17 protein-coding genes are annotated in these 21194 nt (G+C 72.6%); 10 read left to right on the top strand and 7 right to left on the bottom strand.

The window, feature by feature from the left end:
* Positions 1-193 precede the first annotated feature (193 nt).
* From ACWDRB_RS63290 to ACWDRB_RS63270, 5 genes are read right to left on the bottom strand one after another with little or no spacing between them, the layout of a single operon-like run.
* Complete coding sequence (locus tag ACWDRB_RS63290) at positions 194-697, bottom strand: 2'-5' RNA ligase family protein (protein WP_449911712.1); 504 nt, start codon at positions 695-697, stop codon at positions 194-196.
* A gap of 47 nt (positions 698-744) precedes the next feature.
* Positions 745-930, bottom strand: a complete 186-nt coding sequence (locus ACWDRB_RS63285) for a hypothetical protein (RefSeq protein ID WP_449911710.1) — start codon at positions 928-930, stop codon at positions 745-747.
* Positions 931-965: 35 nt separating this feature from the next.
* Positions 966-1520 carry a type II toxin-antitoxin system prevent-host-death family antitoxin gene (locus tag ACWDRB_RS63280; protein ID WP_449911708.1) on the bottom strand — a complete coding sequence of 185 codons (555 nt, stop codon included), beginning with the start codon at positions 1518-1520 and terminating at the stop codon, positions 966-968.
* 57 nt (positions 1521-1577) lie between these two features.
* Positions 1578-2609, bottom strand: coding sequence for a LacI family DNA-binding transcriptional regulator (locus ACWDRB_RS63275; protein WP_363985079.1), 1032 nt, complete (start codon positions 2607-2609; stop codon positions 1578-1580).
* Positions 2593-4998, bottom strand: coding sequence for a beta-xylosidase/alpha-l-arabinosidase (locus ACWDRB_RS63270; protein WP_449911705.1), 2406 nt, complete (start codon positions 4996-4998; stop codon positions 2593-2595). Before ACWDRB_RS63270 ends, ACWDRB_RS63275 begins: the two co-directional genes overlap by 17 nt.
* A gap of 357 nt (positions 4999-5355) precedes the next feature.
* Between ACWDRB_RS63270 and ACWDRB_RS63265 the strand changes: the two genes are divergently transcribed.
* The 4 genes from ACWDRB_RS63265 to ACWDRB_RS63250 all read left to right on the top strand — a co-directional run bounded on the left by ACWDRB_RS63265 (position 5356) and on the right by ACWDRB_RS63250 (position 8961).
* A complete protein-coding gene (locus ACWDRB_RS63265; protein ID WP_449911703.1) occupies positions 5356-6720 on the top strand; it encodes an extracellular solute-binding protein in 1365 nt (454 codons plus the stop codon).
* A complete protein-coding gene (locus ACWDRB_RS63260; protein ID WP_397374530.1) occupies positions 6717-7643 on the top strand; it encodes a carbohydrate ABC transporter permease in 927 nt (308 codons plus the stop codon). The genes ACWDRB_RS63265 and ACWDRB_RS63260 overlap by 4 nt, the downstream gene beginning before the upstream one ends.
* A gap of 1 nt (position 7644) precedes the next feature.
* A complete protein-coding gene (locus ACWDRB_RS63255) occupies positions 7645-8535 on the top strand; it encodes a carbohydrate ABC transporter permease (protein WP_350741076.1) in 891 nt (296 codons plus the stop codon).
* Positions 8536-8634: 99 nt separating this feature from the next.
* Positions 8635-8961, top strand: a complete 327-nt coding sequence (locus ACWDRB_RS63250; protein ID WP_350741077.1) for a rhodanese-like domain-containing protein — start codon at positions 8635-8637, stop codon at positions 8959-8961.
* Between the two features lie 12 nt (positions 8962-8973).
* Here ACWDRB_RS63250 and ACWDRB_RS63245 read toward each other — a convergent pair whose 3' ends face one another.
* Entirely contained in the window at positions 8974-9696 is a 723-nt protein-coding gene (locus ACWDRB_RS63245) for an SDR family NAD(P)-dependent oxidoreductase (RefSeq protein WP_449911700.1), read from the bottom strand.
* A gap of 106 nt (positions 9697-9802) precedes the next feature.
* Between ACWDRB_RS63245 and ACWDRB_RS63240 the strand changes: the two genes are divergently transcribed.
* From ACWDRB_RS63240 to ACWDRB_RS63215, 6 genes are all read left to right on the top strand, one after another.
* On the top strand, positions 9803-10438 hold the full coding sequence (locus ACWDRB_RS63240; protein ID WP_449911698.1) for a TetR/AcrR family transcriptional regulator: 636 nt from the start codon (positions 9803-9805) through the stop codon (positions 10436-10438).
* A gap of 165 nt (positions 10439-10603) precedes the next feature.
* Positions 10604-11578 carry a pirin family protein gene (locus ACWDRB_RS63235; RefSeq protein WP_449911696.1) on the top strand — a complete coding sequence of 325 codons (975 nt, stop codon included), beginning with the start codon at positions 10604-10606 and terminating at the stop codon, positions 11576-11578.
* A gap of 2 nt (positions 11579-11580) precedes the next feature.
* On the top strand, positions 11581-11901 hold the full coding sequence (locus ACWDRB_RS63230) for a tetratricopeptide repeat protein (protein WP_363985093.1): 321 nt from the start codon (positions 11581-11583) through the stop codon (positions 11899-11901).
* 131 nt (positions 11902-12032) lie between these two features.
* Positions 12033-14168, top strand: coding sequence for a transglycosylase domain-containing protein (locus ACWDRB_RS63225; RefSeq protein WP_449911694.1), 2136 nt, complete (start codon positions 12033-12035; stop codon positions 14166-14168).
* A 193-nt stretch (positions 14169-14361) separates the two neighbouring features.
* A complete protein-coding gene (locus tag ACWDRB_RS63220) occupies positions 14362-17868 on the top strand; it encodes a hypothetical protein (protein WP_449911692.1) in 3507 nt (1168 codons plus the stop codon).
* Positions 17869-18075: 207 nt separating this feature from the next.
* Positions 18076-18687 (top strand): DUF4232 domain-containing protein, encoded by a 612-nt coding sequence (locus ACWDRB_RS63215; RefSeq protein WP_449911690.1) that lies wholly within the window; start codon positions 18076-18078, stop codon positions 18685-18687.
* A gap of 138 nt (positions 18688-18825) precedes the next feature.
* Here ACWDRB_RS63215 and ACWDRB_RS63210 read toward each other — a convergent pair whose 3' ends face one another.
* Complete coding sequence (locus ACWDRB_RS63210; protein WP_449911688.1) at positions 18826-21090, bottom strand: glycoside hydrolase family 3 C-terminal domain-containing protein; 2265 nt, start codon at positions 21088-21090, stop codon at positions 18826-18828.
* Positions 21091-21194: the final 104 nt, after the last annotated feature.

The raw sequence follows: 21194 nt of genomic DNA, 5'->3' as shown, positions 1-21194 counted from the left end.
CCCCAGCCCTGGGGCACGGGCGGCACCGATGCACGCCGGTCGTGCGAACCGGCGGCGGCCGCGTGTCCGGGCGGGCCGCGCCGGTCAGCCGGGCGATGACACCAGGCCCGCGCCGGTCAGCGGGACGGTGACACCAGGCCCGCGTCGTAGGCCGTGATGACCAGCTGGATCCGGTCGTCGGCGGAGGCCGTTCTCATTCCTGAAATATCCGGCTTTGGCGCAGCGGGAAGCGCGTGACGGGCGTCCAGCGGAGCCCGTCGAAGCTCGCCAGGTCAACAGAGGTGACGCGGGTGGTGAACGGCAGTCCGGGCGCGACGGCGGACTCGACGCCGTCCAGGACCTCGTCGTCGCCGTAGCCGACGGACAGGTGGGGGACGGCCTCGCCGTACCGGCCGCCGTACGGGCGCAGCGCCGGCCACCTGCCGGTCACGCTCCGCGTGAGAGCGGCGAACGGCCCGGCGGGCTCCGGCCCCAGGTAGAGCAGGCCGGGAAAGCGGCCGCAACCGGTGAAGGCCGCCTCGAAGGGCTGGTGGGCGGCGAACAGCCCCGCCAGCTCCGCCAGCGTCCCGTCCCCGATCTCCGGCCGTGGCAGGAACGGATAGAGCACGGTGACGTGCGCGGTCACGCCGTACCTGGCCGACGGGTCGAACAACGCGCGCTGGCCGCCGACGACCGGCTCGGCTTCGGGCACGGGCACCACGAGGACCGTGGCGCCGACCGGGTACGGAGCCGCCCCGCCCGCGCTCAACTCGCGCCCCGCGTGCCGTACAGGTCGTCGGCCAGATGCTCGAGCGTCTCCCGGCAGGTCCACTCGAGCGTCCCCGCCCTGGCCTCCCACGCATCGGCATCCGCGTCCCTCAGGGCGTCGACGGCCAGAGCCACGACCCGGCGCATGTCCTCTCCGTCGGCTGCGGCTTCCGCGCTGTGCATGAGAAGGATCGTAACAACGGCCGGCGCGGGGCCGGTCAGTCCCGCGTCGGGGTGAGGGCGCGCAGGGCCTCGCGGAGGTCGGCGCCGGAGCCCGCCGCGACGACCCCGCCCTCGCGGTCGACGGCCACGGCGGAGAAGACCGGGCCGGCCGGGGCGTCCGGGTCGCAGGTGAGGGTGACGGCGTGCCCGTCGAGCAGCATGGCCTCGGCGTCCGTCCTGGACGGGGGCGCGGCCCGGTTGATCAGGTCGCGGGCCGAGATCAGGGCGGCCACGGGGGTGCGGTGGCGGCCCAGCAGCACAGGGCTCTCGTCGTACGGCTGGGTGACCTGCCGGACGAGGTCGCCGAGCTTGGCCCGGGCCGTCGAGAGCGGCACGAGCGGGAGCCCGCTCAGGATCCCGGACACCTGGGAGAGCGGCACGAGCGCGGCCCACTCCCAGCGCTCGCGGGTGACCAGGATGGTCTCACCGTTCCTGGCGGCCTTGACGATGGTCCCCCAGCCGGCGCGGGCCTCCTCGACGCCGAGCGGGGTGCCGTACCGGGCGTGGAGTTCGGCGTAGGAGGGCGGCTGGGCGGCGGAGTCGTTGATCACCCGAAGAATCGTAAGGCGCCTTACGGAATATGTGCAAGGCGCCTGACAAAATCCACGTCAGACGCGCTTCGCCGTGGAGGCGCGGACGACCAGCTCGGTGGCCAGCTCGACGTGGTGGGAGTCGATCTTCTCGCCGGCCGCCAGCCGCAGCGCCGTACGCACCGCCACCCCACCCATCTCGCGCAGCGGCTGGCGGACGGTGGTCAGCGGCGGGGAGGCCATCCGGGCCATCTGGGTGTCGTCGAACCCCACGATGCTCAGGTCCTGCGGGACGCGCAGGCCCCGCTCCCTGGCGGCCTCCATGACGCCCAGCGCGCTCTCGTCGCAGCCGGCGAAGATCGCCGTCGGCGGCTCCGGCAGGTCGAGCACGGCCCCGCCGTACTCGAGTCCGTCCTCGTAGCGGAAGTGCCCGGAGCGCGTGTACGCGGGCGGCACCGGCACCCCTTCGGCCTCCATGGCGGCACGGTAGCCGTGCAGGCGGGCCTGGTGGCAGGCGGCGGTGGCCGGGCCGCCGAGGTAGGCGATGCGCCGGTGGCCGAGGGACAGCAGGTGCTGGGTGGCGGCCAGCCCGCCGGCGAAGTTGGTGGAGCCGACGCTGGTCACGCCGGCGTGCGGCAGGTGGAGCGGGTCGATCACGACCAGCGGCAGCCGGACGCGGGACAGCGCGGCCAGCTGCCGGGTGCTCAGCTGGTCGCACGTGACGCAGATCAGCGCCCGGCGCCCGGCGGCGGCCAGGTCCCCGGCCCACGCGGCGGGGTGGTCGATCTTCTTCCTGACGCTGACGACGATCCCGACGCCGAGCTCCGCCCCGGCCGCCACCACACCCTGGATGATCTCCGTGGAATAGGTGCTGAAGTCGTCGTCGAACTGCACTTCGACGGTGTCCGTGGCGACCGGCCCGTCCGTACCCGGGGCCCGGCGTGGCGACGGCGCGATGTAGTCGTGCTCCCGCAGCAGCGACTGCACGAGGGAGCGGGTGGTCGGCGCCACGTCGCTGCGGCCGTTGAGCACCTTGGACACGGTCGCCACCGACACGCCCGCCGAGGCCGCGACCGTGGCCAGCGTGGCGCGTCTAGAACTGGACGGCATCGACTCCCCTTTCCCGCTCGACCGACACGGGGGTGTCCAGGCGCCGGTCGTGGCCGACGACCCGGGACGGGCCGGTCAGCCGTACCGTGCCCCGGCACGGCAGGTCGGCCGCCGACGTGCCGACGAGCACCTCGAGGTCCCCGGGCTCCACGATGCGCCTCAGATCGCGGCCGGTGAAGGCCGTCCGGTCGGCGTGCACCCGGAAGGTCACGCGGGCGCTCGCCCCGGGCTCCAGCCGGACCCGGGCGAACCCGGTCAGCTGCCGGACCGGCCGGGTGACCTGGGCGACGACGTCGTGCAGGTAGAGCTGGACGACCTCCTCGCCGGCCCGGTCCCCGGTGTTGCGCACGCTGACCGCCACGCCGAACTCGCCGTCCGTGGGCACCTCGGCGTCGCTGATCCGCAGGTCGCCGACCTCGAAGCTGGTGTAGGAGGTGCCGTACCCGAACGGGAAGAGCGGGGTCGGGTCGAGGTTGCTGATGCCCTGGCTGTCGGCGCCCAGCGGCGGCTGCAGGTACGTGCCCGGCTGCCCGCCGTGCCCGCGCGGGATCTGCACCGGCAGCCTGCCCGACGGCTGGACCCGGCCGGACAGCACGCCGGCGACGGCCGCGCCGCCCTCCTCGCCGGGCATGAACGCCTGGACGAGCGCCGCCGCGCCCGCGCGCACCCGGCCCAGCGCGTACGGACGGCCGGAGACGACGACGGCGACGACCGGCGTGCCCGTCGCGGCCAGCTCCGCCACCAGGTCCTCCTGCAACCCAGGCAGGCACAGGTCGTCGGCGTCGCAGCCCTCCCCGGAGGTCCCGAGGCCGAACAGCCCGGCGAGGTCGCCCACGGCCACCACGCACAGGTCCGCCCCGCGTGCCGCTTCGAGCGCGGCGGCGAACCCGGAGCGGTCGTCGCCCTGCACCTCGCAGCCCCGCTCGTGGACGATCTCGGCCTCCGGAAGCTCGGCCCGCAGCCCGTCGAGCAGGCTGGGCGCCTCGATGCCGAGCCCGAGCGCGGGGTGACGGGGCAGCACGTGGTTGGGGAAGGCGTAGCAGCCCATGAACGTCCGCGGATCGTCGGCGCACGGCCCGACGACCGCGATCCGGCGCGGCCCGGCAGGCAGCGGCAGCGCGTCACCGGCGTCGAGCAGGACGATCGACCGCTCGGCCAGCTCGCGCGCCAGCGCCCGGTTGCCCGGCGAGTCTAGATCCACGTCATCCGCCCCGGACACGGACTTCTCGGGCGTCCAGTCCGGGTCGAGCAGCCCGAGCTGCACCTTCTGGGTGAGCAGCCGGCGCACCGCCCGGTCGATCAGCGACTCGGGGAGCTCGCCGGCGCGTACCCGCTCGACCAGGTGCGGGCCGAAGCCGAGCGTGTCGGGCAGTTCGACGTCGACGCCCGCGGCGAGGGCCTGGACGCCCGCCTCGCCGGTGTCGGCGGCGACGCGGTGCATGCTCGCCAGGAACGGGATCGCCCAGTAGTCCGACACGACCGTCCCGGTGAAGCCCCACTCCTCGCGCAGCACCTCGGTCAGCAGCCAGGGGTCGGCTCCGGCCGGCACGCCGTCCACGTCGGAGTAGGAGTTCATCACCGACCGGGCGCCGCCCAGCGCGATGGCGGTCTCGAAGGTCGGCAGGATCATGTCCATCAGCTCGCGCCGCCCCATCGGCACGGGCCCGTGGTTGCGGGCCGCCCGGGAGGCGGAGTATCCGGCGAAATGCTTGAGGGTGGCGATGACGCCCGCGTTCTCCAGCCCGCGCACGTAGGCGGCGCCGAGCATGGAGACGAGGTACGGATCCTCGCCCATCGTCTCCTCGACCCGGCCCCACCGGTAGTCGCGCACCACGTCCAGCACCGGTGACAGGCCCTGGTGCACGCCCACGGCCCGCATGTCCCGGCCGATCGCGGCCGCCATCCGCTCCACCAGCTCAGGGTCGAACGTCGCCCCCCACGCGATGGCCGCCGGGTAGACGGTCGCCCCGTACGTGGTGAACCCGGTCAGGCACTCCTCGTGGACGATGGCCGGAATGCCGAGCCGGGAGCGCTCGACGACGGCCCGCTGCAGCCTGACCACCTCGGCGGCGCCCTCCCGCGCGGTCACGGGGGCGCTGCCGTGCACCCGGGTCAGGTGGCCGAGCCCGTGCCTGACGGCCTCGTCGAGGGGGACCGTGCCGGAGGCCGTGAACACGTCCTGCATCGGGGCGACGTTCAGCGTCTCGGCGTCCTGCGCCGGCTCGTGCTGCATGTCGTTGCCGAACCACCGGCTACCGAGCTGGCCGACCTTCTCCTCGAGGGTCAGCTCCGCGAGGAGGGCCTCGACTCGGTCGGCCACGGGAAGCGCCGGGTCCTGCCACGGGCGGAGCACACCGTCCATCGCGGGGGTCCGATCCAGAGCCGTCATCTGCTCTCCTTAAAGCCGATTCCCGCCGTGAGTATTTCGAAATGTTTCGATGTCGTCGAGTGGCCTACGAGCAAGCGTCTCCGATTTACAGACGACCAGATGAACGCCGCGCCTGAGTACTTTACACACGCGCTGCTCGGATGGGCAGATTCCCGGTTACCACGGTCTTGACAGGCCCATGGTCGAAACCTAAATTGACGGACCACGCGGTATGTCGCAAATGTTTCGACGAGCTCACTCAAAGGAGACGTGACGAGCGGCATCGGCAGGCGCCGCGTCCCCGGCCGCCCGCCACCACCACCCGACGATCAACGAGCCGCGCGGCCAACCCCCCGGCGTTCAAGTACGGAGATCAGCGTGGAGAACAGGTCAACTTCCCGCCGCACCTTCCTCAGCCTCTCCATGGGCCTTCCCCTCGGAGCCGCCCTGACCGCCTGCGGAGGCTCCGGGCCGACCCAGGCCGGCGCCGGTGGCGGGGGTGCCACCACCACAGGTGGCGGCAGCGGTGCCGGCAAGGCCACCTACTGGTATCTCACCGGACAGCCACAGGAAGGCATCCGCACCCGCGCCGTCGAGCGCTTCAACAAGGCCAACCCGACCGGCCAGCTCGCGACCACGATGTTCCAGAACGACGCCTTCAAGACCAAGATCAAGACGGCGATCGGCGCGGGCGAGGCCCCCACCATCATCTGGGGCTGGGGCGGCGGCGGACTGAAGAGCTACGTGCAGGCCGGCCAGGTCGACGACCTCACCTCCTGGTTCGACCAGAACGCGGCCCTGAAGGACAAGCTGTTCCCCTCCTCCTTCAACGCGGCCACGGTCGACGGCAAGATCTACGCGGTGCCGGTCGAGGCCGTGACGCCGATCGTCCTCTTCTACAACAAGAAGGTCTTCGAGAAGGTCGGCGCGCAGCCCCCGCAGAGCTGGGGCGACATCATGGACCTGGTCAAGAAGTTCAACGCCGCGGGCGTCGCGCCGTTCTCCCTCGGCGGCCAGTCGCGCTGGACGAACATGATGTGGCTGGAGTTCCTCTTCGACCGCATCGCCGGCCCCGAGGTCTTCCAGGCCGTCTTCGACGGCGAGAAGGACGCCTGGAGCAACCCGGCCGCCATCGACGCCCTGACCAAGATGCAGGACCTCATCAAGGCGAACGGCTTCATCAAGGGCTTCTCCTCGATCACCGCCGACTCCAACGCCGACCAGGCGCTGCTGTACACGGGCAAGGCCGCGATGATGCTGCACGGCGGCTGGACGTACGGCAACATGCGCGACACCGGCGGCGACTTCGTCAAGGGCGGCAACCTCGGCTACATGAACTTCCCGCCGGTGGACGGCGGCAAGGGCGACCCCAGCGACACCGTGGGCAACCCGGCCCAGTACATGTCGATCTCCTCCAAGGCGTCGGAGGCGGAGAAGGAGATCGTCAAGAAGTTCTTGGCCACCGAGATGAACTCCGACGCGCAGAACAAGGACTGGGCCAGCAACGGCTTCGTGCCGATCGTCAAGGGCACCGACTCGCAGTTCGGCACCGACCTCGACGGGACGTGGCAACGGTTCGTCTACGAGACCGCCAGCAAGGCCAAGTCCTTCCAGCAGTCCTGGGACCAGGCGCTCAGCCCGACCGCGGCCGAGGTCCTGCTGGACAACATCGCCAAGCTGTTCCAGCTGTCGGTCTCGCCGCAGCAGTTCGCCACGAACCTCAACGAGGTCATAGGCAAGTGACGGTCCCCCCGATCTCCGCCAGGGGAAACGCGCCCCTGGCCGCCGTACCCGGCGGCCAGGGGCGCGGCCTGGCCTGGCTGGCCGTACCGGCCCTGCTGCTCTTCGTCGGCTTCGGCGTCATCCCGCTCATCGGGGTCTTCGTGCTCAGCTTCACCGCCTGGGACGGGCTCGGCGAGATCCGTCCGGCGGGCTTCGACAGCTGGCGCGCCGTGCTCTCCGATCCCGGCCTGCCGCACGCGCTGTGGGTGACGTTCCTGGTCATCGCGATGTCGTGGGTGGTGCAGACGCCGGCGAGCATCCTGCTCGGCACGTTCCTGGCCGGCTTCCAGCGCTACCGCGCGGTGTTCTCGGTGATCTACTTCATCCCGCTGCTGCTCAGCTCGGCCGCCATCGCGATCACCTACAAGGCGCTGCTCGACCCGAACTTCGGGCTCGGCGCCGGGCTGGGGATCCCGATCCTCGTGCAGGACTGGCTGGGCGAGCCCGTCCTCGCCTTCAGCGTCGTGATCTTCGTGGTGTCGTGGCAGTTCATCCCGTTCCACTCGCTGATCTACCAGGGTGGCGTGCGCCAGATCCCGCGCTCGATGTACGAGGCCGCCGAGATCGACGGCGCCGGCCGGGTCCGCATGTTCTTCAGCATCACCCTGCCCCAGCTCAAGTACACGATCATCACGTCCTCGACGCTGATGGTCGTGGGGTCGCTGGTCTTCTTCGACCTCATCTTCGTGCTCACCGCCGGCGGCCCGGGGGACGCCACCCGGGTGCTCGCCCTGGAGATGTACAAGAGGGGCTTCCAGGCCAACCTGATGGGCCCGGCCAGCGCGATCGCCGTCATCCTGGTCCTGGTGGGCCTGGCGCTGGCGCTGCTGCTGCGCCGCCTCGGCGGCCGGGACGCGAGCCACAGTCAGCTGGAAGGTGCCTGACATGACGACGACCCTCGCGAAGAACACCTCGCAGGCGGCGGCGCGGCACACCGCTCCCGGTCCCAAACGGGTGACCCGCCGCCCCAACTGGCTGGGCGGGCTGGTCGCCTGGTTCTGGCTGGCGGTCGTGGTCGTGCCGATCTACTGGATCGTCATCACCAGCTTCAAGTCGCAGAGCAACTATTACGTCGAGAACCCCCTCGTGCCGCCGGCCGAGCCCACGCTGGCCAATTATCAGATGGTCATCGAGTCGGACTTCATCCGATATTTCATGAACAGCGTCGTCGTCACGGTCGGCGCGGTCGCGCCCGCCGTGGCGGTGTCGTTCATGGCGGCGTACGCGATCGTCCGCAGCGGCAGGGGGCGGTTCCTGCGCTGGACCAACTCGGCGTTCCTCATGGGCCTGGCCATCCCCCACCAGGCCACGATCATCCCGATCTACCTGATCATCATCAAGCTCGGTCTCTACGACACTCCCATGGCGCTCATCCTGCCGTCGATCGCGTTCGCGATCCCGCTGTCGGTGCTGATCCTGTCGAACTTCATCAGGGACGTGCCCAAGGAGCTGTTCGAGTCGATGCGCCTCGACGGCGCCAGCGAGCTCGGCACGCTCTGGCACCTGGCACTCCCCCTGACCAGGCCCGCCGTGGTGACGGTGACCATCTACAACGCCCTGACGATCTGGAACGGGTTCCTGCTGCCGCTGATCCTCACCCAGAGCCCCGAGCAGCGCACGCTGCCGCTGGCGCTGTGGACCTTCCAGGGCCAGTACAGCATCAACGTGCCCGCGGTGCTCGCCTCCGTCGTCCTGACCTCGGTGCCCATCCTCATCCTGTACGTGGTCGGCCGCCGCCAGCTGCTGGCCGGCCTGACCGCCGGATTCGGCAAGTAACGAGGAGCCGCCCGCCCCGGATTGCAAAATCGGACTGCGGTCCGGTAACGTCTTCCCACGTAACCGGACCGCAGTCCGACTCATTCTGGAGGCAATGACATGACCGCTCTGATCACCCGGGACGACCTCGCGGCGGCCATCGAGGCGGGCACGGTGACCGTGGTCGATGCGCTCGGCGGCGCGTACTACGCCAAGCAGCATCTCCCCGGCGCCGTCCCCCTGGCCCCGGCCGACGTGGACGCCCAGGCATCCGCGCTGCTGCCCGACAAGAACGCCGCGATCATCACGTACTGCTCCAACCCGGCGTGCCCGAACAGCGGCCAGGTCGCCGGCCGGCTCACCGCGCTGGGCTACACCGACGTGCGCAAGTACCGCGAGGGGATCGAGGACTGGACGGCCGCGGGGCTGCCCGTCCAGTCGTCCTGACCCGGCTTCCGCTTACCGACCGAAGCTGCCCGCCAGCACCTCCACCCGGTCCCGCTTCGCGTACAGCTCCCAGAAGCCGTCCGCGAGGACGTCCGGGTGGATCACCTCCGGCTCGAACTCGAGCGGCACCGAGGACGAGGTGATCCCCCGGTGCGGCACGCTGCCCTCGATCAGCGCCCCCACGTTGACCGCCCCCACGTACACACCCTTGCCCGCGAGCTCGGCGTTGAGGGTGTGGAAGTAGTTGCGCAGCGCCGCCTGCGCCATGCCGGCGTTGCCGAGCCCCGGCGTCGGGTAGATCCCCGACTGCCCAGCGGTGAACAGGATCGCGCCGTCGCCCCGCTCGACCATGTCGGGCAGCACCTGCCGCACCAGGGCGACCGCCGAGAGCACGAACCGGTCCAGGATCACCCGCGCGTTCTCGACGTCGACGTCGAGCGTCGCCGCGATCCCCTCCCCCATGTTCCCGCCGCCGGGGCTGAACTCGGCGACGTCGATCCGCCCGTACGCCTCCTTGATGGCCGCGACCGCGGCGGCAAGCCGGCCGGGCTCGTAGACGTCGGCGGCGAATCCGGCCGCCTCGATGCCGTCGCGGGCGAGCTCGGCGACGAGGTGGTCGAGGTTCGGCCTGGTCCGGGCGACGAGCGCGATCCGGAAGCCCTCGCGCCCGAAGCGGCGGGCGAGGGACAGGCCCATGACGGGGCCGGCGCCGAAGATGGCGAGAGTTCTGGGCATGACGACTCCTTAATGCATTCAGCTAAGTTGACTGCACTCCCAAGTTCTGCGCTGGAAGCATACGCACAAGTTGGGAGTGTTCTCAACTTCGCCTACGATGGACCGCATGCCGACCCCCGCCAGACCGCTCCGCAGAGACGCGCAGCGCAACCGCGACCTGCTGGTGACGGCCGCGAGAGAGCTGTTCGCCGCGCGCGGGCTGGACGTCCCCCTCGACGAGATCGCCCGTACGGCCGGGGTGAGCAGCGGCACCCTCTACAACCACTTCCCGAGCCGCGGCGACCTCGTCGACGCCGTCTTCGCCGACCGCACCGCCACCGTGGTGCGGATCTCGGAGCACGCCCTGTCGCTGCCGGACGCGTGGAGCGGGCTGGTGCACTTCCTGGAGCGGGTGTGCGAGCTGCAGGCCGCCGACCGCGGCTACAACGACCTCGTCTCACGCCGGGGCCCGCAGCCCACCCCGGCCGGCGACCCGGCACTCGGCTACGCGATGATGTCGCGGATCATCGAGCGCGCGCACGAGGCCGGGGTGCTGCGACCCGACTGCACGCTGGAGGACATGGTGTTCGTGACGTGGGGCATCGCCCGCACGGTCGAGGCCACCACCGCCGTCCGGCCCGAGGTGTGGCGGCGGCATCTGGCGTTGATCCTCGACGGGTTCCGCGCCCCGGCGGCGCATCCGCTGCCGGAGCCGCCCCTGCGGCCCGACGAGCTGATGCGCATCATGCGAGAGTTCTGCTGACCGTCGCCCTAACGCCAGACGACGCCCGCCTGCGGCCCGAAGTTCCCGCCGGGAACGACTGCGGCAGATCGCATGGCTCAAAGGTACGCGGGGCCGGGAATGCCCGGAGGCACCCCTGCGTTGTGGCGAGCAACCGATTGAAGTTTCAAGCAAACAGGAGGGGTCATGCCCGCCATCACCGCTGACACCCTGGCCCTGCCCCGCGTCGCCGCGCCCGATCCGGCCACCGTCACGCGGCGGCCCGTGAAGTCGGTGACGACCGCGCCCAGCGGGTTCGAGGGCGAGGGGTTCCCGGTACGGCGCGCGTTCGCCGGCGTGCCGCAGTCCGCGCTGGACCCGTTCATCCACATGGACCAGATGGGCGAGGTCGAGTACGCGCCCGGCGAGCCCAAGGGCACCCCCTGGCACCCGCACCGCGGCTTCGAGACCGTCACCTACATCATCGACGGCATCTTCGAGCACCAGGACTCCAACGGCGGCGGCGGCACGATCACCGACGGCGACACCCAGTGGATGACCGCGGGCTCGGGCCTGCTGCACATCGAGAAGCCGCCGGAGCACCTGGTGGTCTCGGGCGGGCTGTTCCACGGCGTCCAGCTGTGGGTCAACCTGCCTAAGGCGCACAAGTTCCATCTGCCCCGCTACCAGGACATCCGCGGTCGCCAGGCGGCGCTGCTCGCCTCGGCCGACGGCGGCGCGCTGCTGCGGGTGATCGCCGGCGAGCTGGACGGCCACGCCGGTCCGGGCGTCACGTTCACCCCGATCACGATGGTGCACGCCACGGTGAGCCCCGGCGCCCGGCTGGAGGTGCCGTGGAACCCCGCCTACAACGCCCTGGCCTACGTGCTGGCCGGACACGGCTACGCCGGGGACGGGCGCACGCCGGTGCACAAGGGACAGCTGGTCGTCTTCGGCCAGGGCGGGGCGATCACCGTCGCCGCCGACCCGGCCCAGCCGCAGGCCGAGCCGAACCTGGAGGTGCTGCTGCTCGGCGGGCAGCCGATCCGCGAGCCGGTCGTCCAGTACGGCCCCTTCGTGATGAACAACCGCGCCGAGATCCTTCAGGCGATGGAGGACTACCAGGCCGGCCGCCTGGGCGTCATCCCCGCCGAGCGCCTTCCGCACACCGGACAGGAGTGAACATGCCGATCGAGAAGCTGGCCGAGGAGTACAAGCGCGGGCGCCGGTTCTTCGACTCCCAGGACTACATCGGGGCCGCCCGCATCCTGGCCCAGGTGGTGGCCGCCGCGCCGGACAACCTCGCGGCCCGGCTGCTGCTGGCCCGCGCCTACTACCACTCGGCCCAGCTGGGCCGGGCCGAGGCCGAGCTCCGGCTGGTGCTGGAGCGCGACCCGGCGGAGGGGTACGCCTGCCTGCTCCTCGGTCGTACGCTGCAGCGCCAGAACAGGCCGAAGGACGCCGAGCCGTACCTGCGCATGCACGCCGCGATGACCGGCGAGTGACATGCGCGACGCGGAGCGCCGCCGTCCCCGGACGGCGGCGCTCCGGCCTGCAGTGATATCCATTCGAATATCGACAATCAAGGCATATCAGTCTTGGACAGCGCGAACGGCTCTGTGCTGTCATGACGCCCATGTCCCCTTCGAGCCCCTTGTGGAGCCTTGCCCGCCTGACCGGAGCGGCCGTGGCCGCCGGAACGGTGGTCGCCGCGATCGCGCTGCCCACCGTGGGCGGCACAGGCTCCCTGTTCGTCTCGGCCACCGAGATGCTTGATCTCAAGCCCGCCCAGCTCGAAGAGCCGCCCCTGGCCCAGACCTCCGTCGTGTACGACGCCGAGGGCGACCGCATCGCCCAGTTCTACGCCGAGAACCGCAAGGAAGTGCGGCTGGACCAGATCGCGGACGTGATGAAGACGGCGATCGTCGCCATCGAGGACTACCGCTTCTACGAGCACGGCGCGCTCGACCTGGAGGGCACCGCCCGGGCCCTGGCCAAGAACCTCAGCTCGGGCGGCATCGCCCAGGGCGGCTCGTCGATCACCCAGCAGTACGTCAAGCAGGTCCTGCTGAACTCGGCCGACACCGAAGAGGGCAAGAACAAGGCGCTGGAGGCCAGCTACGCGCGCAAGCTCAAGGAGCTGCGGTACGCGATGGGCGTCGAGGAGAAGTACTCCAAGGACGAGATTCTCCGCCGATATCTGAACATCGCCTATTTCGGCGCGGGCGCCAACGGCGTGGAGGCGGCGGCGCGGCGCTTCTTCGGCGTCTCGGCCGCCGACCTGAACCTGACCCAGGCGGCGACCCTGGCCGGCGCCGTCCAGAACCCCAACAGGACCGACCCCGGGCTCGGCAGGCAGCCCCGCAAGCTGCTGCTGGAACGCCGGAACGTGGTGCTGGACCGGATGGCGCAACTCGGCCGGATCACGCCGGATCAGGCGGCGCGCGCCAAGGCGGCGAAACTCGGCTACAAGGGCGTCGAGGCGCCCAATGGCTGCCAGGCCAGCCGCTATCCCTACTTCTGCGAATACGTACGTCATGAGCTGCTCACCAGCCCCGCCTTCGGCAGAACCGAGCAGGCCAGGAAGCAGCGCTTCGCCCGCGGCGGCCTGAAGATCTACACGACCCTGGACCCGAAGGCGCAGCGGGCGGCGGAGACGGCGATCAGGAAGCACGTGTTCGCCTCGGACCACCCCGTCGCCGCCGAGGCGCTGGTCAAGCCGGGCACCGGCGAGATCAAGGCGATGGCGGCCAGCCGCCCCTACGGCCGCGCGGCCAAGCGGAACGAGATCTCCTACAACCCGGTGGCGGACAAGCGGCACGGCGGGTTGATCGGCTTCCAGGCGGGCTCGACGTTCAAGACGTTCACGCTGATCACGGCACTGGCGCAGGGCATGAAGATCGACGACGGGATCAGCGTGACCAACGCCTACACCGCCCCCGGCTACGCCTCGTTCAAGAACTGCAAGGGCCAGAACATGGGCATCCCGTCCTGGACGGTCACGAACGACGAGGGTTCGCCCGGTTTCAAGACGCTCGCGACCGGTACGTGGGGGTCGGTGAACACGTTCTTCATGGCGCTGGAGCAGCGGGTCGGCCTGTGCGAGACGGTTCAGACGGCCAAGTCGCTCGGCATCAGGCGGGCGGACGGGGGGCCGCTGCAGGAGTACGAGACGTTCACGCTCGGGATCAACGAGATGGACCCGGTGACCGTGGCCACCGCGTACGCGGCCGTCGCGGCACGCGGCACGTACTGCGCGCCCATGGTCATTACCAAGGTGACGGAGGCGAGCACGGGCAGGGCGACCTCGTACGAGCCGTCGTGCCGCAAGGCCCTCGACCCGGAGGTGGCCGACGCGACCGCGCACGTCCTGTCCGGGGTGTTCACCAAGGGCACGATGCGCGGCGTCGGCGGCATCGGCCGCCCGGCGGCGGGCAAGACGGGCACCACGGACGGGTACGCCACGGCCTGGTTCGCCGGGTTCACCCCCGACCTGGCGGGAGCGGTCAGCGTCGGCGACCCGCGCGGCTCCCAGCGCTACAAGCTGACCGGCGTCACGATCGGCGGCCGCACCTTCGGCGCGGTGGCGGGCGCCTCGGTGCCCGGGCCGATCTGGAAGGACACCATGATGGCGGCGCTGGAGGACGTGCCGGCCGTGGACTTCACCCCGGTGAACACGGCCCGCTTCGGCGGCTGCGGCCAGAGCTGCGCACCGCCCCGCGATGACCGTCCGGACCCGGCCCAGGACCAGCTCGCGGACACCGAGGGCTGACCCCGTCTCGGCCGCCGTCTCCTGCGAAAGGGCCGGCGTCCACGGAACCGCGGCCGAGGTGGCTCACCGCCTCCCCCTCAGCCGTCGCGCCGCTCGCCCTGAGCGGCCGGGGTTGCGCGGCGAGGCGATGATCGGCCAGTATCGTCGGCATGACTTGTGGAAAGGGCGGTCTCCGCCCGGCCCGTTGAGGCCCATGGAGCCGGCCAAGGAGCCGGCCCTCGACATCTCCGCCGATGCCTTGCTGGCGCGTCTCGCGCCTCTGCCGTACCCGCGGCGCATGCGGGCGCTGGCGCTCCACGCCCGCCGGCTGGCCGGCACCTCCCAGCTGCCCGTCCTCCTGGACGAGCTGTCCGCGCGGGATCGGTACGCCCGGCGTACGGCGCTGCACGTGGCCATGGCGGCGCGCGACCTCGATCACGTCCGGGAGGTTCTCGCCGGGCCGGACATGGGGCTGCGGCGCGCGGCGCTGCGTGCGGTGCGGACCCTGCCCGTGCCGGATCCGGCGGTGGCCGCGGCGTTCGAGGACGCCCCTGCCGAGCTGCGGCTCGCGCTGTATCGCACGCTGGCGCTCGGCCGTCGGCAGGCGCTGGCCGAAGCGCTCCTGCCGGACGTCCACGCGCAATGGGGGGCGCGCGAGGCGGCGGCGCTGCTGCCGGCCTGCGGTGCCGAGACCGTCGCGCGATGGCTGCCGGACGTCGCCCACGCGGTGACGTCCTGGACGGCGCTGGCCAAACGGCACCCGGGCGCGATCATGGCGGTGGCCGAGCAGGAGCTGGCGGGTGGCGTTCACGCGTGGAGCTGGTGGCGCCGCCGCGGGGCGGGCGTGATGCTCGCGGCCCTCGCCGAGCCGGCCCGCATGCTGGCTCTGCTGGAACGGCACGACCTGCGTCACAGCCTCCGCGGCCTGCCCGCCCCGGTCGTGAACGCGCTGTTCAGGGTGGATGCCGCGCGAGCCGGGAAGTTGTTCGCCGACCCCGTGGCGACCGGCTGGGAGGGGCCGGCGAAAGCGGTGCTCCGCCACCTGCGCTCGGGCTCGGACGCGGAGATCCTGCGTCTGGCCTCGTCCGAACACCGGCTCGACCCGGTGCTGCCCTCGCTGCCGCCCGCCCGCCGGGCCGCGATCTTCGAGGCGGTCGCCGCGCGGAGGGGCGGTTCCACCGGGCTGTGGGCGATGCGGTTCCTCAGATGGCTGCCTCCGGAGTCGGCGGCGGCCGAGGCGAGGCGCATGCTGGCCTGGCACGAGTCGGTGTGGCACTCGCCCCGTTCCCGCCTGGACAATCCGGACATCCCGCTGAAGCTCACCTCCTACCTGCCCTACGAGGAGGCCGTCGGCCCGCTGCGCGAGGCCGCCGTGGCCGGGGACCCCCGACGGCGCGGGCTGGCCAGGACGCTGCTGATCCAGTGCACGGCCCGGACCCGGGACCGGGCGGCGCTCCACGCGCTCCTCGCCGACCTGGCCCTGCGCACCGCCAACGAACAGGACCCGCTCCGCCGGGATCTGCTGGCCGCTCTGCGGGAGGTCCCGCCCGCGCTGCTCGACGACTCCTGCGCGGGAACGCTGGAGCGCATCGCCGCGGACGCCGTCGAGGCCCCGGACTCCTCCCTCGCCACCCAGGACGAGCTGCGGAGCCTGGCCGGCCGGGTCCTGCGGCACCACGACCCGGCCACCGCGCCGGCGCTGACGGCGTGGGCGCTGGGCACGTACGGGAGGCTCGTGGCGCGGCACGGCGCGAGCGGCCTGCCCGCGCGGGAGCCCCTGCCCTCCCCCGTCCGCCGCCGCCGCTACCGCACCCATGGCCCGGTCGCGGAGTCGCACCGCCTGGACCGGGTGCTGCGCGCGGGTCAGGAGCACGACCTGCTGGCGGTGCTGCGTCCGCACCTTCGTGCCGCACGCGAGCGGGAGGACTTCACCCTGGCCGTGGCCCTCGCCCACGTGCTCGGCCGCCGTTCATGGGCGCTCGCCGAACTCCAGGACGACCTGCGCGCCGCCATCCGCACGGCACCGGAGGCGCCGGCCCGCGAGGCTGCCGGCTTGTGGCTGAACCGTCCTCATCGCCGCCTGCGGACGACTCGTGCCGCAGCCGCCTCTGGGGGGCAAGCGCCGGAGCGGTCGAGCGGTCTCGGGACCGTGCGGGAGGAGCGGGTGCTCTGGCTTGTGCGGGAGGATGCGTCCGCCGTGACGCTGCCCGCCGTCTGGCGGACCGTGGCCCGGCGTCGTACCGACCTCCTCCTCCCCCTCCTGGACGGCCACCGCAGCGGCCGTTTCGCGGACCCCGCGTGGCTGCCGCGGGTCGACGGCGGCGACGCCGGTCGATGGACGCCCGCCCAGCGCGAAAGGGTCCGCGCCGAGCTCACCGCCGCCGTCCACGACGAAGGGCTGCCCATCGCCGCGCGGCTGGCCGCCGTCCAGGCGACCGGCCGGATCGGCGGCGGGCTGGACCTCCTCGCCGCATGGGCGGACCGGGAGGAGACGATGCTGGCCGAAGCCGCCGTCACGGCCATGGCGCGCGCCGGCGAGCCCGCCCGCGCGGTGCCCGTGCTCGTGGGCCACGCCGGCGGCCCGGCCTCCCGCGTCGCGGTGGCCGCGCTGGCCCGCTGCTGCCGTTCGACACCCCCGTCCCTGCTCGGGCCGCTGCTGGAGGAGGCGCTGACCGCTCCCGGCAGCAAGGTGACGCTGCGCAAGCTGGCCGCCCGCCAGCTGGGCCGCAACCGCCCGCCCGGCGCGGTGGACGTGCTGCTGCGGGCGTGGGCGGACCCGGGGCTGCACCGGGACGTACGGGTCGCCCTCGCCTCGGTGCTGCGCACGATCCCCGAGGACCCGCGGGCCCTGGACGCGCTCGGCGACGCCGCCGGCCCGCACGCCGGCGAGCCGATGCTGCGCACGCTCTTCCAGGCCCACCCGATGGAGTACGCCCCCGCCGCCCGCCCCCGTTACGCGGACCTGGTACGGCGCCTCCTCATGGCCGCCGACCTGCCCGGGGTGAGTTTCCGCGGGTCGAAGGCGTTCGCCCTGTGGGCGCACTGGTACCGGGGCGGCTTCGACGAGATCATCGACGCCGTGGCCGATCCGGGGACGACCGGGGAGGGCATGGCGGTGTTCCTGGGGCTGCTGCGGGCCGGGTCGATCCGGTCCCAGGCGCTGGACGTCCTGGCCAGGCTGGCCGCCGCCGTACCCGGGGAGGACCTGCGGACACCGGCCAGGCAACGCGTGGACACCATCGCCCGGAGACTGGCCGGGCCCTTGGAGGAGGAGCCGGAGCCGTGGCGGCGGCGGCTCGCCCGGGACGCCATGGACGTGCTCGGCGCCCAGCCCCTCCTGCTGCCCCAGGTGGCCGAGCTGGGCGTGGCCCTGATCCCCAGGGAAACGGACGGGGACGAACTCACCGACGCCCTGTGCGCCCTGGCCGACCTGCTCGCGGACCGGCCGGTGCTCGCCGCCCGGACGGCCGGCAAGGCCGTCTCGGAGCTGTTCGGCGAGTACGGACGGCGGCCGCCGCTGCCGATCGCGGTCGCGCTGCCCGCGGCCCGGCGTCTGGCCGGCCGCGGTGACCTGTCCGGCGGCCTGTTCGCGCTCATGCTCACCCAGTCGGGAGGGCAGCGCACCGAGTGGGCGGCCCCGTGGCGGGACCTCCTCCGTGACCTGCGCTCCTCCCCGCACCTGGAGGTACGTCAGGAAGCATGGGACACCTCCGTGGACTGACCCCCGACAACCGGATGGCCCGCGCCCTCGTCCTCGGGGTTGTCGCCGACTTCCCCGAGGCGGACCTGGTCGCCGTCCCTTTCTCCCACGCCGAAGTCCGAGCGCATCCGGGCGAACCCGGGCGGCGACGCGCTGATGGGGCGCGGGCAGGAGGCCCGCGCCGCCCGGACGACCGCGGCATCGGGTTTCCACGGCAGAATGATGCCGATGATCCTCCCGCCCGCCGCGCGCGTCTGCGTCGTCGCCGCCGCCCTGATCTGCCTCGCCGGCTGCGGCACGCAGGCTCCCGGCGCCGGGGCCGCGCCGGCCCGTCCCACGGTGACGGGTCTCCCGCCCGGCCACCCCCTGGCCCGGCAGCCGCCGACGGTGTGGTCCCCGCCCCCGACCCCGTCCTGCGCCGGCTCGGGACTGCTCCTGTACGCCGAACCGCCCGATGCCGCGATGGGGCTGCGCGTCCAGACCGTGACGCTCACCAACTGCGGCGACACGGTGCGGCAGGTCGAGGGGTACCCGCGCGTCCGGCTTCTGGACGGGGACGGCGAGCCGCTGAAGGTGAAGATCGACCGGGGCGCCCGGCGGGTCACCACCGCGGTCGAGGATCCCGGGCCGAAGGCGGTGACCGTACGGCCGGGCCGATCGGCCGCCTTCACCCTGGCGTGGCGCAACACCTACGGCGGCACCACCCGTCCGCCCGCGGTCGGCGCCACGCTCGTCGTCACCACCGGCTCCGGCAGGGAGCGCGTCAGCGGCCTCTTCGACCTCGGCTCCACGGACCTCCTGGGCGTCACCGCCTGGAAGCCGGTCCCGGTCAAGCGATGAGCCCGGCCACGGGCACTGCCGATGAGCAGTGGCTGCTCGACCCTGACAACGTCGACCTGGTCGGCCGCTTCCGCTCCTTCGCGGGACGCGTCCTGAACTCCTGAGCCGCGCGGCGACCGTCACCGCGCGGCCGCCCGCTCAGCTCGCCGGGGTCTCGGAGTTCGCCATCCGCAGCAGGTCGTCCGTGGCCGGCGGCTGCTGCCCGCCCTGGGAGGCGCCCATGCTGAGGAGGGTCGCCAGCGGGATCTGGGCGATCAGCGCCTGGCTGGCCGGGTCGGTGAAGAAGCTCTGCTCACCGTCCGCGGCCTTCAGCAGGGTCTCCTCGACGATCTTCCTGCCCTGGGGATGGGCCAGCCATTCCTGAAGCGTGCTGTCGGCCGTGAGCGCGGCCCGCGGCGACTCCACGTCCAGGTGGACGCGCTGCTCCAGGGGCAGGTCGCGGGAGGAGCTGCCGACGTGCACGCCGTACTCGCCCGGCTCGGCCACCCACTGCCCGTGCCGGGTGCTCCAGTAGCTGAAGGCCCGGGCGTCGAGCTCGATCACCACGTGGGTGCTCTCGCCGGGGGCCAGGCGGACCTTGCGGAAGCCGCGCAGCTCGCGTTCGGGACGGTCCACGTCGGCGACGGGGTCGCTGACGTACACCTGCACGACCTCGGCGCCCTCCCGCGTGCCGGTGTTCGTCACCGTGACCTCGACGCGCGCCTCGGGCCGCGCCGGGTCGGGGACGTGCACGGCCAGGTCGGAGTAGGCGAACGTGGTGTACGACAGCCCGAACCCGAACGGGAAGGCCACGTCCCGCCCGGTGCGGTCGTACCAGCGATAGCCGATGTAGAGGCGCTCCCCGTAGAGCACCTGCCCCTCCGAGCCCGGCCAGTTGACGTGCGCGGGCGTGTCGGACAGCCGGTGCGGGACGGTCTCCGCCAGCCGGCCGGAGGGGTCGGCGTGCCCGAAGATCAGGTCGGCCGCGGCGGCGCCGCCCGCCTGGCCCGCCAGCCACATCTCCAGCAGGGCGGCCGCGTGCTCGGTGAGCGGGCCGGTCAGCACGACGCCGCCGTTGCTCAGCACGACCGCGACCGACGGGTTGACCGCGGCCACCGCCTCGAGCAGCTGGAGCTGCGCCTCCGGCAGGTCCAGGTCCTCGCGGTCGAAGCCCTCGGACTCGGCCTCCGACGGCTCGCCGAGGAACAGCAGCACCGCGGCGGCGCCGCGAGCCGCCTCCACCGCCTCGGCGAGCAGGACGGCGTCGGGCGTCCCGTCGAGGCGGAACCCCGGCGCGAACGCGACCTCACGCGAGGTGGCGCCGCGGATCGCCGTCAGGGCGTCGTCGAGCCGGGTCGGGTTGATGAGGGAGCTGCCGGCGCCCTGGTAGCGCGGGGTGCGCGCGAACTCGCCCAGCACCGCGATCGGGCCGCCGGACTCCGGGTCCAGCGGGAGCAGGCCGCTGTCGTTCTTCAGCAGGACCGCGCACTCCGCCGCGACGCGGCGGGCGAGCGCGTGGTGCGCGTCGAAGTCCGGCGCCGCCTCCGCGCGCCCCTGCCGCAGCCGGTCGTGGGTGCTCACCAGGCGTTCCACGGCGACGTCCAGGACCTCTTCACCGAGCTCGCCGGCGCGCACGGCCGCGACGATGGCGGCGGCGCTGCGACCCCCGGTGCCCGGCATCTCCAGGTCCAGGCCGGACCGGACGGCGGCGGCCGGGTCGTGCACCGCGCCCCAGTCGGAGACCACGTAGCCGTCGAAGCCCCACTCCTCGCGCAGGACCGTGGTGAGCAGCCAGGGGTTCTCCGACGCGTACACGCCGTTGACCCGGTTGTACGAGCACATGATCGTGGCCGGCCGCGCCTCGCGGACGACGTGCTCGAACGCGCGCAGGTAGATCTCCCGCAGGGTGCGCTCGTCCACCTCCGCGCTGACGCGCATGCGGTCGGTCTCCTGGTTGTTGGCCGCGAAGTGCTTGACCGACGCGCCGACGCCGCGCGACTGCAGGCCCGCGACCCAGGCGGCGCCCATGACGCCGGCCAGCAGCGGGTCCTCGGCGAAATACTCGAAGTTGCGCCCGCACAGCGGGGAGCGCTTCATGTTGACGCCCGGGCCGAGGAGCACGTCCACGCCGAGCGCCCTGGCCTCGACCGCGAGCGCCTCGCCGACCTCGCGCAGGAGGCCGTCGTCCCACGACGAGCCCAGTGCCGCCGCGGTGGGGAACGCCGTGGCGGGCATGCTGTCGGCGAGGCCGAGGTGGTCGACCCCGGCCCGCTGCAGGCGTACGCCGTGCGGGCCGTCGGTGAGCAGCGCGGCCGGCACGCCCGCGTGCGGCACCTCCGCGGTCGTCCAGAAACTGGCGCCGGACACGAGCCGCGCCTTCTCCTCGAGCGTGAGCCGTTCGACGACGGGTCGTCCGTCGGTCATGTCGTGACCTTCCTGTCCTGCGGGATGAGTGGCAGCTAGCGCGCGCTAGCTGCCAGCGATGCGACGCTAACCTTGGGGCACTAGCGCGCGCAAGTGCCATGTCG

The organism is Nonomuraea sp. NPDC003707 (assembly GCF_053587055.1).
Note: the sequence above shows the minus strand (reverse complement) of the source record. Positions and strands in the feature narration are given on the sequence as shown.

Bases quoted from the DNA above. Each gene is read 5' to 3' on its own strand.
- ACWDRB_RS63285 (WP_449911710.1), bottom strand. From the start codon at position 930: ATGCACAGCGCGGAAGCCGCAGCCGACGGAGAGGACATGCGCCGGGTC.
- ACWDRB_RS63275 (WP_363985079.1), bottom strand. From the start codon at position 2,609: ATGCCGTCCAGTTCTAGACGCGCCACGCTGGCCACGGTCGCGGCCTCG.
- ACWDRB_RS63270 (WP_449911705.1), bottom strand. From the start codon at position 4,998: ATGACGGCTCTGGATCGGACCCCCGCGATGGACGGTGTGCTCCGCCCG.
- ACWDRB_RS63255 (WP_350741076.1), top strand. From the start codon at position 7,645: ATGACGACGACCCTCGCGAAGAACACCTCGCAGGCGGCGGCGCGGCAC.
- ACWDRB_RS63250 (WP_350741077.1), top strand. From the start codon at position 8,635: ATGACCGCTCTGATCACCCGGGACGACCTCGCGGCGGCCATCGAGGCG.
- ACWDRB_RS63245 (WP_449911700.1), bottom strand. From the start codon at position 9,696: ATGCCCAGAACTCTCGCCATCTTCGGCGCCGGCCCCGTCATGGGCCTG.
- ACWDRB_RS63240 (WP_449911698.1), top strand. From the start codon at position 9,803: ATGCCGACCCCCGCCAGACCGCTCCGCAGAGACGCGCAGCGCAACCGC.
- ACWDRB_RS63235 (WP_449911696.1), top strand. From the start codon at position 10,604: ATGCCCGCCATCACCGCTGACACCCTGGCCCTGCCCCGCGTCGCCGCG.
- ACWDRB_RS63230 (WP_363985093.1), top strand. From the start codon at position 11,581: ATGCCGATCGAGAAGCTGGCCGAGGAGTACAAGCGCGGGCGCCGGTTC.
- ACWDRB_RS63225 (WP_449911694.1), top strand. From the start codon at position 12,033: ATGTCCCCTTCGAGCCCCTTGTGGAGCCTTGCCCGCCTGACCGGAGCG.
- ACWDRB_RS63220 (WP_449911692.1), top strand. From the start codon at position 14,362: ATGGAGCCGGCCAAGGAGCCGGCCCTCGACATCTCCGCCGATGCCTTG.
- ACWDRB_RS63215 (WP_449911690.1), top strand. From the start codon at position 18,076: ATGATCCTCCCGCCCGCCGCGCGCGTCTGCGTCGTCGCCGCCGCCCTG.
- ACWDRB_RS63210 (WP_449911688.1), bottom strand. From the start codon at position 21,090: ATGACCGACGGACGACCCGTCGTCGAACGGCTCACGCTCGAGGAGAAG.